Origin of the sequence: Pseudomonas sp. 21615526 (assembly GCF_013386245.1) — a bacterium.
GTDB lineage: Bacteria > Pseudomonadota > Gammaproteobacteria > Pseudomonadales > Pseudomonadaceae > Aquipseudomonas.
In genome coordinates this window covers 1-14523 of record NZ_JACAOM010000113.1, presented here as the reverse complement: position 1 = coordinate 14523, position 14523 = coordinate 1, and the positions used below count along the sequence as shown (strand labels likewise).

Genomic DNA, 14523 nt, shown 5'->3' with positions numbered 1-14523 from the left:
AAATAGGGACTCAAGGCGACAAAGAAATGACATCGCTCGAATCGCGCTCGACCTGCCCTACCTGGTACTCCCTCGGCGTACACCCGAACTCGCGCTTGAACACCGTGTGCAGGTACTGCGCGGATTTGAACCCGCAGTCATAGGCAATATCCGCAATCGCGGCCCTGGTATTTTCCAGGCTGGAAACCGCAGCCGCGAGTTTGAAGCGCAGGATTTCATCGTGGACGCTGCGGTTCAGTTCACTGCGAAAATGCGCTTCCAGGGACGACCGCGACACGCCGACGTAGTTGGCGACCTGGGCGGTCTTGATGCCCTGGCAGGCGTACTGGCGAATGAAATGCAGCGCCTGCATCACGTAGGGATGGCCGAGGGGTTGGTGCAGGCTTGAGGTCTGCACGTTGACCGCTTCCGGCGGCACCAGGATCTGGCTGCCTGCCGAAGGCATGCCGTGCAGCATCTGGTGCAGCAGGCGCGCGGCGGTGCGGCCCATTTTTTCAGTGCCCTGGATCACCGAGCTCAGCGGCACGCGGGTCAGGGTGCGGGTCAAGGGGTCGTTGTCGATGCCGATCAGTGCCACTTGCTCCGGCACCGGGATGCCGGCGGTGAGGCAGGCCTGCAGCAACTGGCGGGCTCGGGCGTCGCTGACCGCGATGATGCCGATGGGTTTGGGCAGGCTGTGCAACCAGGCAATTTGTTGCTCCACCGCCGAGTCCCACAGCGGCGCGCTGGTGCCGAGCCCGCGATACACCTCCACCGGCAAGCCATCGCGCTCCAGCAGGCGGCGGAAGGCTTTTTCGCGCTCCTGGGCCCAACGGTTGATATCGGCTTCAGGCAGGCTGAAACAGGCAAAGCGCGTCAGCCCGGCTTCGATCAGGTGTTCATAGGCCAGCTTGATCAAAGCAAAATTGTCAGTGGCCACATACGGAGTATGCCGTGGGTAAGCCCGCTCATCCTCATAAGACCCGCCCACCGCCACCACCGGCACATGCACACCCGCCAACGCGGGGCCCATCGCCGGGTCGTCGAAGTCGGCAATGATCCCGTCGCCATGCCAGCGCTCGATACCCTTGAGCCGGCAGACGAAGTCCTCTTCCAGGAACAGATCCCACGACACCCGCGTACTGCTCAGGTAGTTGCCGATCCCGGTGATGATGCCGCGATCGTAGATCTTGTTGCCATTGAACAGCAGGGCAATCCGGTGCACAGGCGGGACAGTTTTCACAGGGGCGGCTCCATGCGATATGTCGAGCCACTATGCGCGCAAAACCACTCAAAATCGAACCCCGCTCTGGTGATTTTCATAATCGGTTGGCCGGGGGCCGTTGCTAGTATCGAGGCAAGGTTAACGTGCACTCATAACAACAAGGATCTGGCGATGCCCTACTTTCCCGCGGTCGAAAAAATCCTCTATGAAGGCCCCGATAGCGACTCTCCCCTGGCCTTCCGGCACTACGATGCAAACAAGCTGATCCTCGGCAAACCGATGCGCGAGCACCTGCGGATGGCCGCGTGTTACTGGCACAACTTCGTCTGGCCCGGCAGTGACATGTTCGGCTCCGGCACCTTCCAGCGGCCCTGGCAGCAACCAGGGGAAGCCCTGCAAGTGGCACGCGGCAAGGCCGAAGCGGCGTTCGAGTTTTTCTCCAAGCTGGGCATCGACTACTACAGCTTCCACGACACCGACGTGGCCCCCGAAGGCGCAAGCCTGGCGGAGTACCGCGACAACTTTGCGCGGATGGTCGACCAGCTCGAAGGCCATCAGGAACAGACCGGTATCCGGCTGCTGTGGGGCACTGCCAACTGCTTCAGCAACCCGCGCTTTGCCGCCGGCGCCGCCAGTAACCCGAACCCGGAAGTGTTTGCCTATGCGGCGGCCCAGGTATTCAGCGCGATAAATGCCACCCACCGTCTCAAGGGCTCCAGCTATGTGTTGTGGGGCGGCCGCGAAGGCTACGAGACCCTGCTCAATACCGACCTCAAGCGCGAGCGCGAGCAACTCGGGCGGTTCATGCGCATGGTGGTCGAGCACAAATACAAGATCGGCTTCACCGGCGAGCTGTTTATCGAGCCCAAGCCACAGGAGCCCACCAAGCACCAATACGACTACGACAGCGCCACCGTGTTTGGCTTCCTGCATCAGTTCGGCCTGGAGAAAGAGATCAAGGTCAACATCGAGGCCAACCATGCCACCCTCGCCGGCCACAGCTTTCACCATGAGATCGCCACCGCCGCGTCCCTGGGGATTTTCGGCAGCATCGACGCCAACCGTGGCGACCCGCAGAACGGCTGGGACACCGACCAGTTCCCCAACAGCGTCGAGGAGCTGACCCTGGTCACCTACGAGGTACTCAAGGCCGGTGGCTTCAAGGGAGGTGGCTACAACTTCGACTCCAAGGTACGCCGCCAAAGCCTCGACGAAGTGGACCTGTTCCATGGCCACGTGGCCGCAATGGACGTGCTGGCGCTGTCCCTGGAACGTGCCGCCGCCATGGTGCAGAACGACGCCCTCGAACAGTTCAAGGCCCAGCGGTATGCCGGCTGGGACCAATCCTTCGGGCGTGCCGTGCTTGGCGGCGACTTCAGCCTGGCGTCGCTGGCCGAGCATGCCTTCAGCCACCAACTGAACCCACAAGCCGTGAGTGGCCGCCAGGAGATGCTCGAAGGCGTAGTGAATCGCTTTATCTACCCATGACCGCTACGCTCCAGGTCCAGCAGTGCGTCTAAACAACAATAAAAGGGACTCACCATCATGAAACACCTGAAAACTGTCTTGCTCACCAGCGTTCTGGCACTGCTTTCCAATTCGGTCATGGCCGACGCGGCCCATCCGAAAATCGGCTTTTCCATCGACGACCTGCGCCTTGAACGCTGGGCCCGCGACCGCGATTATTTCACCGCCGCCGCCGAGCAACTGGGGGCCAAGGTCTACGTGCAGTCGGCGGACGCCAACGAGCAACGGCAGATCTCGCAGATCGAAAACCTGATCTCCCGGGGCGTCGACGTGATTGTGATCGTGCCGTTCAATGCCACGGTGCTGAACAACGTGGTGGCCGAGGCCAAGAAAGCCGGGGTGAAAGTGCTGTCCTACGACCGGCTGATTTTGAATGCCGATATCGACGCCTACATCTCCTTCGATAACGAAAAGGTCGGCGAGATGCAGGCCCAGGGCGTGTTGAACGCGCAGCCTAAAGGCAATTACTTCCTGCTGGGCGGCGCACCTACCGACAACAACGCGAAGATCCTGCGCCAGGGCCAGATGAAGGTGCTGCAGCCTTCGATCGACAAGGGCGACATCAAGATTGTCGGCCAGCAATGGGTCAAGGAATGGAACCCCACCGACGCCCTGAGCATTGTCGAAAACGCCCTGACCGCCAACAGCAACAAGATCGACGGCATCGTCGCCTCCAACGACGCCACCGCCGGCGGCGCGATCCAGGCCCTGGCGGCACAAAAACTCGCGGGCAAGGTGCCGGTCTCGGGCCAGGATGCCGACCTCGCCGCGATCAAGCGCGTGATCGCCGGCACCCAGACCATGACCGTCTACAAGCCCCTGAAGCTGCTGGCGTCCGAGGCGGCCAAGCTCTCGGTGCAACTGGTGCGTGACGAGAAACCGGCCTACAACTCGCAGTACGACAACGGCAGCAAGCAGGTGTCGAGCATCCTGCTCAAGCCGACCGCGTTGACCAAGGACAACGTCAACGTGCTGGAAGAAGACGGGTTCTACACCAAAGCGCAAATCGCCGGGCAGTAAGCGTACGGCTCACTGCAGGGGCGGTTTGAGGCCGCTCCTGCCTTATCGCTGTGGAATGAGTGCCCGCCATGTCCGACTACCTGCTGGAAATGAACAACATCGTCAAGACCTTCGGTGGCGTCAAAGCCCTGAATGGCATCGACATCAAGGTAAAACCCGGGGAATGCGTAGGGTTGTGCGGTGAGAACGGCGCCGGCAAATCGACCCTGATGAAAGTGCTGTCGGCGGTGTATCCCCATGGTACCTGGGACGGCGAAATCCTTTGGGACGGCCAGCCGTTGCGCGCCCACTCCATCGCCGAAACCGAAGCCTGCGGCATCGTGATCATCCATCAGGAACTGACCCTGGTACCCGACCTCTCGGTGGCCGAAAACATCTTCATGGGCCACGAGCTGACACTGCCCGGCGGGCGCATGAACTACCCCGCCATGATGCACCGTGCCGAAGCCCTGATGCGCGAGCTGAAAGTGCCGGACATGAACGTCGCCCTGCCCGTTTCGCAATACGGCGGCGGCTACCAGCAACTGGTGGAAATCGCCAAGGCCCTGAACAAGCAGGCGCGCCTGCTGATCCTCGACGAACCCTCCTCGGCGCTGACCCGCTCGGAAATCGAGGTGCTGCTGGACATCATCCGTGGGCTCAAGGCCAAGGGCGTCGCCTGCGTGTACATCTCCCACAAGCTCGATGAGGTCTCGGCCATCTGCGACACCATCGCGGTGATCCGCGACGGCAAACACATCGCGACCACGGCCATGGCCGAGATGGACGTATCGCGCATCATCACGCAGATGGTCGGCCGTGAGATGAGCAACCTCTACCCCACCGAACCCCATGCGGTCGGCGAGGTGCTGTTCGAGGCGCGCAACGTCACCTGCTACGACGTCGACAACCCGGGCCGCAAGCGGGTGGACAATGTCTCGTTCAGCCTGCGCCGTGGCGAAATCCTCGGCATCGCCGGGCTGGTGGGCGCCGGCCGCACGGAACTGGTGTCGGCGCTATTCGGCAGCTACCCCGGGCGCTACCAAGGCGAGGTGTGGCTGGATGGCAAACCGATTGATACACGCACGCCGCTGAAGTCGATTCGCGCCGGGCTGTGCATGGTCCCGGAAGACCGCAAGCGCCAGGGCATCGTCCCGGACCTGGGCGTTGGGCAAAACATCACCCTGGCGGTGCTGGACCGTTTCTCGCACCTGACGCGCATCGATGCCGAGGCGGAACTGGGCAGCATCGAGCAGGAAATCAAGCGCATGCACCTGAAGACGGCGAACCCGTTCCTGCCGATCACCAGCCTCTCCGGCGGCAACCAGCAGAAGGCCGTACTGGCCAAGATGCTCCTGACCAAACCCCGGGTGCTGATCCTCGACGAACCGACCCGTGGCGTGGACGTGGGCGCCAAATATGAGATCTACAAATTGATGGGCGCGCTGGCGGCCGAAGGCGTGTCGATCATCATGGTGTCTTCGGAGCTGGCCGAGGTGCTGGGGGTCTCCGACCGGGTGCTGGTGATCGGCGAGGGCCAGTTGCGCGGCGACTTCATCAACCAGGGCCTGACCCAGGAACAGGTGCTCGCCGCCGCCCTCAGCCAACCGAACGGGCATGACAATAATAATGATCGGAAGTCCGCGTAAATGAACCAGGTCAAACAGCTCTTCACCCGCTACAAAATGCTCGCCCTGTTGATCGCCGTGGTGCTGATCTGGGTGTTTTTCAGCTGGCAGACCGAAGGCGGTTTCCTGACCCCGCGCAACCTGTCGAACCTGCTGCGGCAGATGTCCATTACCGGCATCCTGGCCTGCGGCATGGTGCTGGTGATCATCAGCGGCGAGATCGACCTGTCGGTGGGCTCGATGCTCGGTTTGCTCGGCGGCGTCGCGGCGATCCTGGATGTGGTTTATCACATTCCCCTGCCGCTGAACCTGGCCATCGTCGCCCTCTGTGGCTTGCTGATTGGCCTGGGCAACGGCTACATGACCGCGTACCTGCGCATCCCCTCCTTCATCGTCGGCCTGGGCGGCATGCTCGCGTTTCGCGGGGTGCTGCTGGGCATTACCGGCGGCACCACGATTGCACCGGTTTCGCCACAACTGGTGTACATCGGCCAGGGTTACCTGCCGACAGTGGTCGGGGTGATTCTCGGCGTGTTGCTGTTCGGGCTGGCGATATTCCTGACCTGGCGCCAACGCCACAACCGCGCCCTGCACGGCTTGGCGCTGCCGTCGATGCTGCGCGACAGCGTGCGCGTGGTGTTGATCGGTTTCGTGCTGGCCGGCTTCGTCTACACCCTCAACAGCTACGACGGCATTCCCGTGCCGGTGCTGCTTCTGCTGGTGCTGCTGGGGGTGTTCAGTTACGTCACCAGCCAGACCGTCTTTGGCCGGCGCATCTACTCGGTAGGCAGCAACATGGAAGCCACGCGCCTGTCGGGGATCAACGTGCAGGCGGTCAAGCTGTGGATCTTCGGGATCATGGGCGTGATGTGCGCCCTCGCCGGGCTGGTCAACACCGCGCGCCTGGCGGCCGGTTCACCTTCGGCGGGCAACATGGGCGAACTGGACGCTATCGCGGCGTGCTTTATCGGCGGTACTTCAATGCGCGGCGGTTCGGGCACCGTGTACGGCGCCCTGCTCGGCGCACTGGTGATCAGCAGCCTGGACAACGGCATGTCGATGCTCGACGTGGACAGCTACTGGCAGATGATCGTCAAGGGCAGCATCCTGGTGCTGGCGGTGTGGGTGGATGTGAGTACGCGGACGGGGCGTCGCTGAGGTTGGGGCAATGGCATGGAGCTTGCTCTTGACCAGCAGGCGGCCGATATCGGCCTCGACTTGAGCAGAAACGACCCACGAGGCACATGCCATGCACAGTTTGTTCTTTGCAACCGCTCAGATGATCAACGGCCGCGTACAGTCCGTTGATTCCATGGACAAACATCCGGACCCTAGGGCAATGCCCCTTGAACTGCAGGCAAAGCTTGGCATCGCCCTTGGGCTGCTGGCCCTCGGCAGCTGTTTCGCGCTGTGGTTGATCGGCGCCTGAGCCTGCCCCAAAAAGAGGCTGGTGTTACCGCCCGGGCAACCCTATCGGGCGGTCCGGATCATGTCGGCAGCTTTTTCGCCGATCATGATGCACGCCGAGTTGGGGTTGCCTGAAATCAGGGTCGGCATGATCGACGCATCGGCCACCCGCAGCCCTTCGATGCCATGCACCTTGAGGTCCGGCCCCACCACCGCCCGCTCATCCACACCCATGCGACAGGTGCCGGATGGATGCAGTGCGGCGTGGGCTTCCTCGTGACAGAACTGCTTCATCGCTTCGCGCGAGCGCACGGTGGGTTCCGGTACATGCCGACGAGCCACGTAGGGTTTGAAAGCCGCCTGGGCCATGATCTGTTCGCCCACCAGGCAACCGTCCACCAGGCTTTCAATGTCGTACGGATCGGAAAAGTAGTTGGGCACGATGCGCGGCGGGGACATCGGGTCGGCGGAGTAAAGCTCCACATAGCCCCTGGACCTTGGCCGTATCTGCCCCAGGTTCAACGTGCAGCCATTGCCGCCGGGCACCGAATCCACGCCCTCCTCGATGCCCGCGCCCACCACCATGAAATACTGGATATCCGGGTGCACCGCCGTCTTGTCGCCCCACCAGAACGCCCCGCCTTCAATCAGGTTGGACGCCGCCGGGCCTTGCCGGAACAACGCGTACTGCAACCCCGCCATAAGCTTCCACCACGGTTTTTTGTACTTGTCGTAGCTGTGGGGGCCGGTCAGCTCATACACCAGTGAAATTTCGATATGGTCCTGCAGGTTCTGCCCCACACCGGGCAAATCCTGAACCACTTTGATCCCGTGTTTTTCCAGTTGCTCAGCGGGCCCGATCCCCGACAACATCAGCAACCGGGGTGAGTTGATGGCGCCGCAGGACAGGATGATTTCCTTGTCGGCGTGCATCACCTGGCGCACGCCCTTCTCCAGGTATTCGATGCCGACGGCCTTGTTGCCCTGCATCAGGATACGCAGCACCCGGCAGCCGGTCTTCACCGTCAGGTTCTTGCGCGACTTGGCCGGCGCCAGGTAGGCCACGGCGGCACTGCTGCGAAAGCCGTTTTTGGCGGTGATCTGGTACAGCCCGCAGCCCTCGGGCTGGCCCGAGTTGAAGTCTTCGTTATAGGGCAATCCAAACTGCTGGCAGGCCCGCAGCCAGACTTTGGTCAAGGGGTGGATATTGATCGGGTCCGACACCCCCAACGGCCCGCCGACACCGTGCACCTCGTTGCAGAACCGCTCGTTGTCCTCAGCCTTTTTGAAGTACGGCAACACGTCTTTATACGACCACCCGGCGGCGCCCTGTTCGGCCCAACCGTCGTAGTCGGCGGGTACGCCACGGATATAAATCATCGCATTCACCGAGCTGCCGCCCCCGAGTACGCTGGCCTGGACCATGGTCGGCGTTTCGCTGCGGTGCTGGTCCTCGGTCGGCTCCCACGCATAACGCTTGAGCAGCGGGCCCTGGGCGGTCTTGTAGTAGGCGCCGGGAATATGGATGTAAGGGCTGCGATCCCGCGGGCCTTCCTCGAACAGCACCACCGACGCTCCCGCATCCTCACTCAGGCGCGATGCGACTGTGCAGCCCGTGGAGCCGCCCCCGATTACGATGAAATCCACCATGACAACCTCAGATCTTTTTAGTATTCAGCCAGTGTCGAAACGCGCGTTATCAACCGACCAGGCCGGTTAACAGCGTCTTCAATTGTTGGGCGACGGCGTAGCTGTTTTGCTGCTGCTGTTTTTTGCAGAACAGCTCACAACTCCACCACCCGGCGTAACCGGTGGCCTTTACGGCGGCGGTCCACTCGACCAGGTCGAGCACGCCGCTGCCGGTGGGCACATCGCGCAGCACTTCCTCATTCGGGATACCGCCTTCGAAGGCCAGTGAGTCGCAGACATGCACGCCGTAGATCACGTCCTTGTCGAGCCGGGCGACGTCCGCAGGGGTCACGCCGCTGGTAAAGCAATGCCAATAGTCGATCACCATCTTCACGTTGCTGCGCCCGGTGCGTTCAATCAGCTGCAGTTGGTGATCCAGGGTGTTGAGTGGCGTCCAGGACAAGGCTTCGAGGTAGAGCAGCAGACCGTATTGCCTGGCCACATCGGCCAACTCCGCCAGGTTGCTTGCCGTGCGGGCGTACTGTTCGGCTTGATCCAGGCCCAGCAAGCCTGAGTAATGCAGGCTCTTGCCGGTCGCCTGAAAATCAATCACCGCCTGTACATTGATCGGACCGGTGAGGACTTGCACGCCTTTGGCGCCCACCAGATTGGCCAGCTCAAATAGCCGCCGGGCTTCCTTGAACAGGTCCTCGCGCTCGGCGCCCTGGCGTTCGATATCCCGCAGGTAGCCGATGCCGGTGACAGGCACGTCGTTGAGCAGTGCTTGAAGCTCTGACTCGCAATAGCCGGCCTGCAGATACGCCTCCAGCTTGCCGCTGTTGATCTCCAGCGCGTCAAAACCCAGCGTCCGGGCGATGTCGATATCCATCGCCAGGGTCGAGTGTTTCGCAACGGTGGAATGCAGGGCGAGGACGTTATTTTGGGTTGCCATATGGCGCTCCTACGGTTGAGTAGCGATCAGCCAAGGCACCAACGGCCAACGCCGCGGCGTCCAGCCGTGCTTGGGGCAAGAGGCCCTCGGCGACGGCGGCGACAATCGCCCGAACGATCTGCGGCACGTGGGGCATAGCCTTTGCGGAAATCAGTAATAAGTCGGCCCCGGCATTCAGCGCGGCCACTGCGACCTCGCCGAGGGACATCTGGCCGATGGTTGAGCGGTGATCGAGGTCGATGGTCATCACCAGCCCCTTGAAGCCCAACTCCTGGCGCAACACGCCGATCAATTCAGGCGACACCGAGGCTGCCGTGGGCGGTGTGCATGCGGCGAATATCGCCGGGCCCATCATCACCGCATCGGCGCCAGCGTCGATCCCGGCCTGAAACCCGCGCCAGAAGGCCCGCAGTTGCTGCATGGACTCGCTGACCACCGCCGTTTCAGTCGACGGCTGCTGAAACAGCACCGGGTGCCCGGGGAAGTGCTTCAGGGTGCTGGCCATCCCGGCCCGCCGCACGCCGCGCACATACGCCCCGACCATCGCCGCCGTCTGGTGGACATCGCCCGACAGCGTGCGCCCCGCCAGCCACACATTACGGCCGCCGACCACATCCGCCGTCGGCGACAGCAGCAGGTTGACCCCGGTCGCCCGCGCGGCGGTGGCGACCTTGAAGCACGCCTGCTCCAGCGCCGCACAATCCATCGCCCGGGCCACATCGGGCTCCGGCAGCGCCGGGGTCACCCCTTGCAAGCGGTGCACGGCGGAGATGTCGGCATCGGCTGCCAGCAGCAGCGGCCCACCCAGTTCGGTGGCCGTGCCGGTAAAACGCTGCCAGATGTCCAGGGTTTCGGTTTGCAGGCGGCTGGCGCTCATTTTTCCGCTGACGTATTCCTCTCCCGTCTCGCCAAACAACAGGCTGCGCCCGCCATTGCCGAGGAACCGACGCACGTCATCCGTCATCTGCACGTCCAGCAATACCGGGAACAGTACGCCGTAGGCCTTGCGGTCATTCGCGCTCATGGCTGGTTTCCTGGGTGGCGATTGCCAGTTGACGAACCTTGGCAGCGGCGTCCAACAGAACCTGGCGGTCCAGGGTGCCTTCGTGGACGGCGGCGACAATCGCCTCGGCGATGCTGTCCAGACCTGACTCGCTGGACACCAGCAACAGGTGCGCACCGGCCACCAGGGAGGCTACGGCGGTGTCGGGGATGGTGTTGCCGCGCAGGATCGACACGGCGTCTAGGTCATCGGAAATGATCAGGCCTTCGAAGCCGAGGGTGTCACGCAGTACGCCGATGACCTTCGACGAGGTGGACGCCGACTGCTGCGCATCAATCGCAGGAAACACCGCCGGGCCAGGCATGACGGCTTTTACGCCGGTGGCGATGACCTGCTTGAACACTTCAAGATTGTCATGCAGCAATTCCAGCGGCCCCGGCACGGTGGCTTCGGCAATCGCCGGATCGTGCTCGGTGACGTAGTGCCCGGGGAAGTGCTTGGCAGTGGCGATCACTCCCGCGCGCTGCACCCCGCGGATAAACGCGCAGGACACTCGGCTGACTTCCACTGGATCCGCGCCCAGGTGCCGGTTGTGCAGCCATGGATTGACGCCGGTGACCACGTCCACGATGGGCGCCAGGAACAGATTCACGCCCAGCCCGCGGGCCGCGGCGGCCATCTCGAAGCAACGTTGCTCGAGGTCCTCGGCGCCGAGGTCCTGGAGCTGCGCCCGGGTGGCGACCGCCGGGACCAGTTGGTGCAGGCGTTCGATTCCGCCGAGTTCCTGGTCTACCGCGATCAGCACCGCAGAGCCCGCCAGCGCCGTGGCTTCCTTGACGATACTGATGAAATCGGCTTTGGACTCGCCCGCCTTGCGCGCCGGGCTCATGCCTCGGCCCACGTATTCATCCCGGGTTTCCCCAAGCAACAGGGACACACCACCACGGCTCAGGTAACGGCGCACATTGTCGTCCAGGTGCAAATCCCCGAATGCGGGAAGCAGTACCGAATACGCGGCGCGATGCAGTTCGCTTGACATTGTTTTTCCTCAACAGCGTTTGGGTGAGTCGTTGGATGCGCAGCGATGCCACGCATGAAATCAATTACCGCGGGAAAGGCACCCAGGCCCGCTGCTGGTGGGATTCGAGGCTGGCCTGGGACAACAACACCCCGCGCACGCCTTCGTGAATATCCGGCAACGGGACGCTGGTCGCTGTGCGCCATTGCGCCCCGGCGTCCAGGGCCTCGGCGAAGTCGGCGTACAGCACGGCCAGCGCTTCCAGATAACCTTCGGTATTGCCCGCCGGCAAGCTGGTGAACGTCAGCGTCTGCGGCCTGTTGTCGGACTGGCCTCGCCGATAGATGCGGTCTGCACCGTCAGTGGGCGTGAACAACAGGGTTTCCGGTGACTCCTGGCACCATTCGAGCGAAGCCAGGCTGCCGACGACCTTGAAGCGCAAGCCGTTGCGATGCCCGGGCGCGGCGAAACTGGCCCACAACAATCCATCCACGCCGCCGTCGAATTCCAGTTGCACCACGCAGGTATCGTCCAGGCCCCAACCCGGCACCACGCTGGTCAACTTGGCGTTGAGCTGGGTGCAGCGCTGCCCGGACAGAAACTCCAACAGGTTGAAGGCGTGGGTGCCGACGTCTCCCAACGCGCCGGTGGGGCCGGCCTTTTGCGGGTCACCGCGCCACGCCAGGCTATTGCTCAAGCCGGACACGCCGGGGGCTAGCCACTCCAGCAGGTATTCGACGTACAGGAAGCGCAGCTCACCCAGCTCGCCGGCCTGGATGCGACTGCGGGCGTCCCTGACCATCGGGTAGCCCTGGTAGGTGTAGGTCAGCGCAAAAAATGTCCCATGGCGCTCGGCAAGGCTCGCCAACTCACGGGCTTCGTCAGGGTGGTTGACCAGGGGCTTGTCGCAGATCACCGGGATGCCCGCCTCCAGGAACAACCGGCACGGTTCGAAGTGCAAGTGGTTGGGCGTCACGATAACCACCGCCTCGATCGGGTCGGGGCGGCGAGACTCGGCGGCCGCCATGTCCTCGAACGACAAGTAGATACGTTCGGGTTCAATAGTGAGCGCTGCGCCCGCCTCGCGGCATTTATCTGCGTCGGCAGAGAATGCGCCGGCGACGATATCGAAGCGATTACACAGGCGCATCGCGGCGCGGTGGTAACTGGCGAAGTAAGCGCCCTGCCCGCCGCCGACCATGCCGACCTTGAGTCGCCTCTTTCCGGGAATGTCGCCGGTCAACCTTGCCATCGCCCAATCCTCCGCAAAAAGCATTGGCCCGAGTATCAGGGGTGACCGGTGTTTCCACCATTTCGCACCCTTGGCGATACCTGACGCGGACTGAAGCACTCCTGCGCAGCACGGGGTGTTACCCGTCGCTATCGAATGTGTTACTGGGCGGACCGCCACCGTCACGATTGACCCGTGAAAACCACAACGCACTGGCGCCGAACCTTCAGTAAAAGCGCTTACAATCTGACGCATTCAGTTATGCTCAAACTTCATGTTTGAACTTAAACAAACGGCATGAAAGATGCTTTGGTAATGATCGGAAGTTTCAAACGCTTAAACGGTTATTACGGTTATGCCCAAGGTTATTCGATAACCGCGCTATAACTTTAATAACTGGCGCCTTAACCCAGCCAAGTACATCGAGATAATAATGCCCAGCCGCCCGGACTCATCGCCCCTGTCATTAGCCGCCGCCACCTCCCACCCCGAGCGACAGCAGGCGCGCAGCGACTTGCAGGCCAATGTGCAAAAGAACCTGAGCACGCTGGTGGAGTCCTGCCGGTCGGTGGCCGACATGTGCCGCAAAGTTGATGTGAACCGCCAGCAGTTCAACAAGTACCTGGTGGGCCAGCACGTGCCGTCGCAGAAGATTCTGCAAAAGATCGGCCGCTATTTCATGATGGAAGCCGAAGACCTCTTCCGCCCGCCCGCCGAGTTCAAGAAGTTCTATGAAGGCTATGAAAACGAACTGCCGACCGGCTTGCGGGCTTCGGAGCAGTTCAATCATTTCCTGCCGCTGGCCAAGCAGTCGGCTGACGTGCTCGAAGACTATCTGGGGGTGTATTACCGCTACCACAATTCATCGATCTACAAGGGCCGGATCCTGCGTTCGGTCACCTGCCTGTACCGCGCCGACTCGATGGTGCAGTACGTCACCGTCGAGCGCTTTCCGCTGCGCGATGGCAGCGGCAAGATCGGGTATTCATTCACCTACCACGGGTTCTGCCTGCTGCTGGGCGATCGCCTGTTCATGGTGGATTTCGAAGGCAAGCAACGTAACGAAATGACGTTCTCGATCCTGACGCCGCAGCATCGTCGGCCGATCCGTTTTCTCTATGGGTTGGTGACGGGTGTGGCGTCGTCCTCGTTCCGCCAGCCTTTCTCCACGCGCATGGCGCTGGGACTGGTGGACAAGGGCAAGATCCGCAAGCACCACTTGCGCAATGCAACGGTGCTGTTGCCCAGCGACCAGTCGATCCCGCTGGACGTACGTGAATACATGACCGGCGACAACGCCACCATTGTCTGGGGCGGTCAGGACTGAGGGACCTGCAGGGGCTGGCGTGCCGTCATCATTTCAACCAGCGACGGGCCCTTGCTGTTGAGGGCTTTGACGAGGGTCGCGTTGAGTTGTGACGCGTGTTCCACGCGCCAGGCTTCAAGGCCGAAGTTTCGGGCGATGCCGGCGAAGTCCGGGGCATAGGGTTTGCCATCCGGCAGGTTGAATTCACCGGCCCGGTGCTGCTCGATGGGCGACGTCTGTACGTCGCCCAGGGCTTCGTCACCGTTGCTGTTGAAGACCAGGAATACCACCGGAATGCTGTGCATCACGCACACGGCCATCTCTTGCATCGACTGCAGGAAATCCCGGCTGCCCACGGCACAGACCACCTGGCGGGCGGGCATGGCGAGCTTGGCGCCGATAGCCGCCGGGACGGCCCAGCCGAGGGTGGCGGGGTTGCCGGCGCACAAGTGCCTGCCGGGGTAATGCACCGGGAACATCTTGCGGGCCATGGGCTGGGTGGGGCCGCTACCGATGACGAGAATGGCGTCGTTTTCCAGCACGGAGGATGACGCGCGGCCTTCGCGCAGTACGCTGATTTTACGCGGGGTGGGTTGGGGTTCTGCACGCAGGGTGGCGG

General features: G+C 62.4%; 12 protein-coding genes. 5 read left to right on the top strand and 7 right to left on the bottom strand.

Annotated features, from left to right (window positions below; genetic code table 11):
• Positions 1-10: 10 nt before the first annotated feature.
• Positions 11-1222, bottom strand: coding sequence for a DNA-binding transcriptional regulator (locus HX786_RS26485; protein WP_003219663.1), 1212 nt, complete (start codon positions 1220-1222; stop codon positions 11-13).
• 153 nt (positions 1223-1375) lie between these two features.
• Here HX786_RS26485 and xylA point away from each other — a divergent pair, with 153 nt between their 5' ends.
• From xylA to HX786_RS26465, 4 genes are all read left to right on the top strand, one after another.
• Entirely contained in the window at positions 1376-2692 is a 1317-nt protein-coding gene (xylA, locus tag HX786_RS26480) for a xylose isomerase (RefSeq protein ID WP_178912817.1), read from the top strand.
• A gap of 57 nt (positions 2693-2749) precedes the next feature.
• Positions 2750-3751 carry a D-xylose ABC transporter substrate-binding protein gene (xylF, locus tag HX786_RS26475; protein WP_178912816.1) on the top strand — a complete coding sequence of 334 codons (1002 nt, stop codon included), beginning with the start codon at positions 2750-2752 and terminating at the stop codon, positions 3749-3751.
• Positions 3752-3819: 68 nt separating this feature from the next.
• Positions 3820-5379 carry a D-xylose ABC transporter ATP-binding protein gene (gene xylG / locus HX786_RS26470; RefSeq protein WP_008436027.1) on the top strand — a complete coding sequence of 520 codons (1560 nt, stop codon included), beginning with the start codon at positions 3820-3822 and terminating at the stop codon, positions 5377-5379.
• The gene (locus tag HX786_RS26465) at positions 5380-6516 is read left to right on the top strand and encodes a sugar ABC transporter permease (RefSeq protein WP_003219656.1); all 1137 of its coding nucleotides are present in this window, start codon (positions 5380-5382) and stop codon (positions 6514-6516) included.
• A gap of 312 nt (positions 6517-6828) precedes the next feature.
• On the opposite strand, the gene HX786_RS26460 is transcribed toward HX786_RS26465, so the two are convergent.
• The 5 genes from HX786_RS26460 to HX786_RS26440 form a co-directional block, all read right to left on the bottom strand.
• On the bottom strand, positions 6829-8415 hold the full coding sequence (locus HX786_RS26460; RefSeq protein WP_177040045.1) for a GMC family oxidoreductase: 1587 nt from the start codon (positions 8413-8415) through the stop codon (positions 6829-6831).
• 49 nt (positions 8416-8464) lie between these two features.
• The gene (locus HX786_RS26455) at positions 8465-9346 is read right to left on the bottom strand and encodes a sugar phosphate isomerase/epimerase (protein WP_177021626.1); all 882 of its coding nucleotides are present in this window, start codon (positions 9344-9346) and stop codon (positions 8465-8467) included.
• Positions 9330-10370 carry a glycoside hydrolase family 3 N-terminal domain-containing protein gene (locus HX786_RS26450; RefSeq protein WP_178912815.1) on the bottom strand — a complete coding sequence of 347 codons (1041 nt, stop codon included), beginning with the start codon at positions 10368-10370 and terminating at the stop codon, positions 9330-9332. Before HX786_RS26450 ends, HX786_RS26455 begins: the two co-directional genes overlap by 17 nt.
• Positions 10357-11388, bottom strand: coding sequence for a glycoside hydrolase family 3 N-terminal domain-containing protein (locus HX786_RS26445; RefSeq protein ID WP_102369424.1), 1032 nt, complete (start codon positions 11386-11388; stop codon positions 10357-10359). Before HX786_RS26445 ends, HX786_RS26450 begins: the two co-directional genes overlap by 14 nt.
• A 64-nt stretch (positions 11389-11452) precedes the next feature.
• The gene (locus tag HX786_RS26440; RefSeq protein ID WP_177040046.1) at positions 11453-12619 is read right to left on the bottom strand and encodes a Gfo/Idh/MocA family protein; all 1167 of its coding nucleotides are present in this window, start codon (positions 12617-12619) and stop codon (positions 11453-11455) included.
• Between the two features lie 439 nt (positions 12620-13058).
• Here HX786_RS26440 and HX786_RS26435 point away from each other — a divergent pair, with 439 nt between their 5' ends.
• Positions 13059-13925 (top strand): helix-turn-helix transcriptional regulator, encoded by an 867-nt coding sequence (locus HX786_RS26435; RefSeq protein ID WP_032899479.1) that lies wholly within the window; start codon positions 13059-13061, stop codon positions 13923-13925.
• Here the strand turns inward: HX786_RS26435 and HX786_RS26430 are convergent.
• A partial coding sequence (locus tag HX786_RS26430; RefSeq protein ID WP_256735328.1) for a thiamine pyrophosphate-dependent enzyme occupies positions 13916-14523 on the bottom strand: 608 nt, incomplete at its 5' end. The two genes, HX786_RS26435 and HX786_RS26430, sit on opposite strands and share 10 nt — an antisense overlap.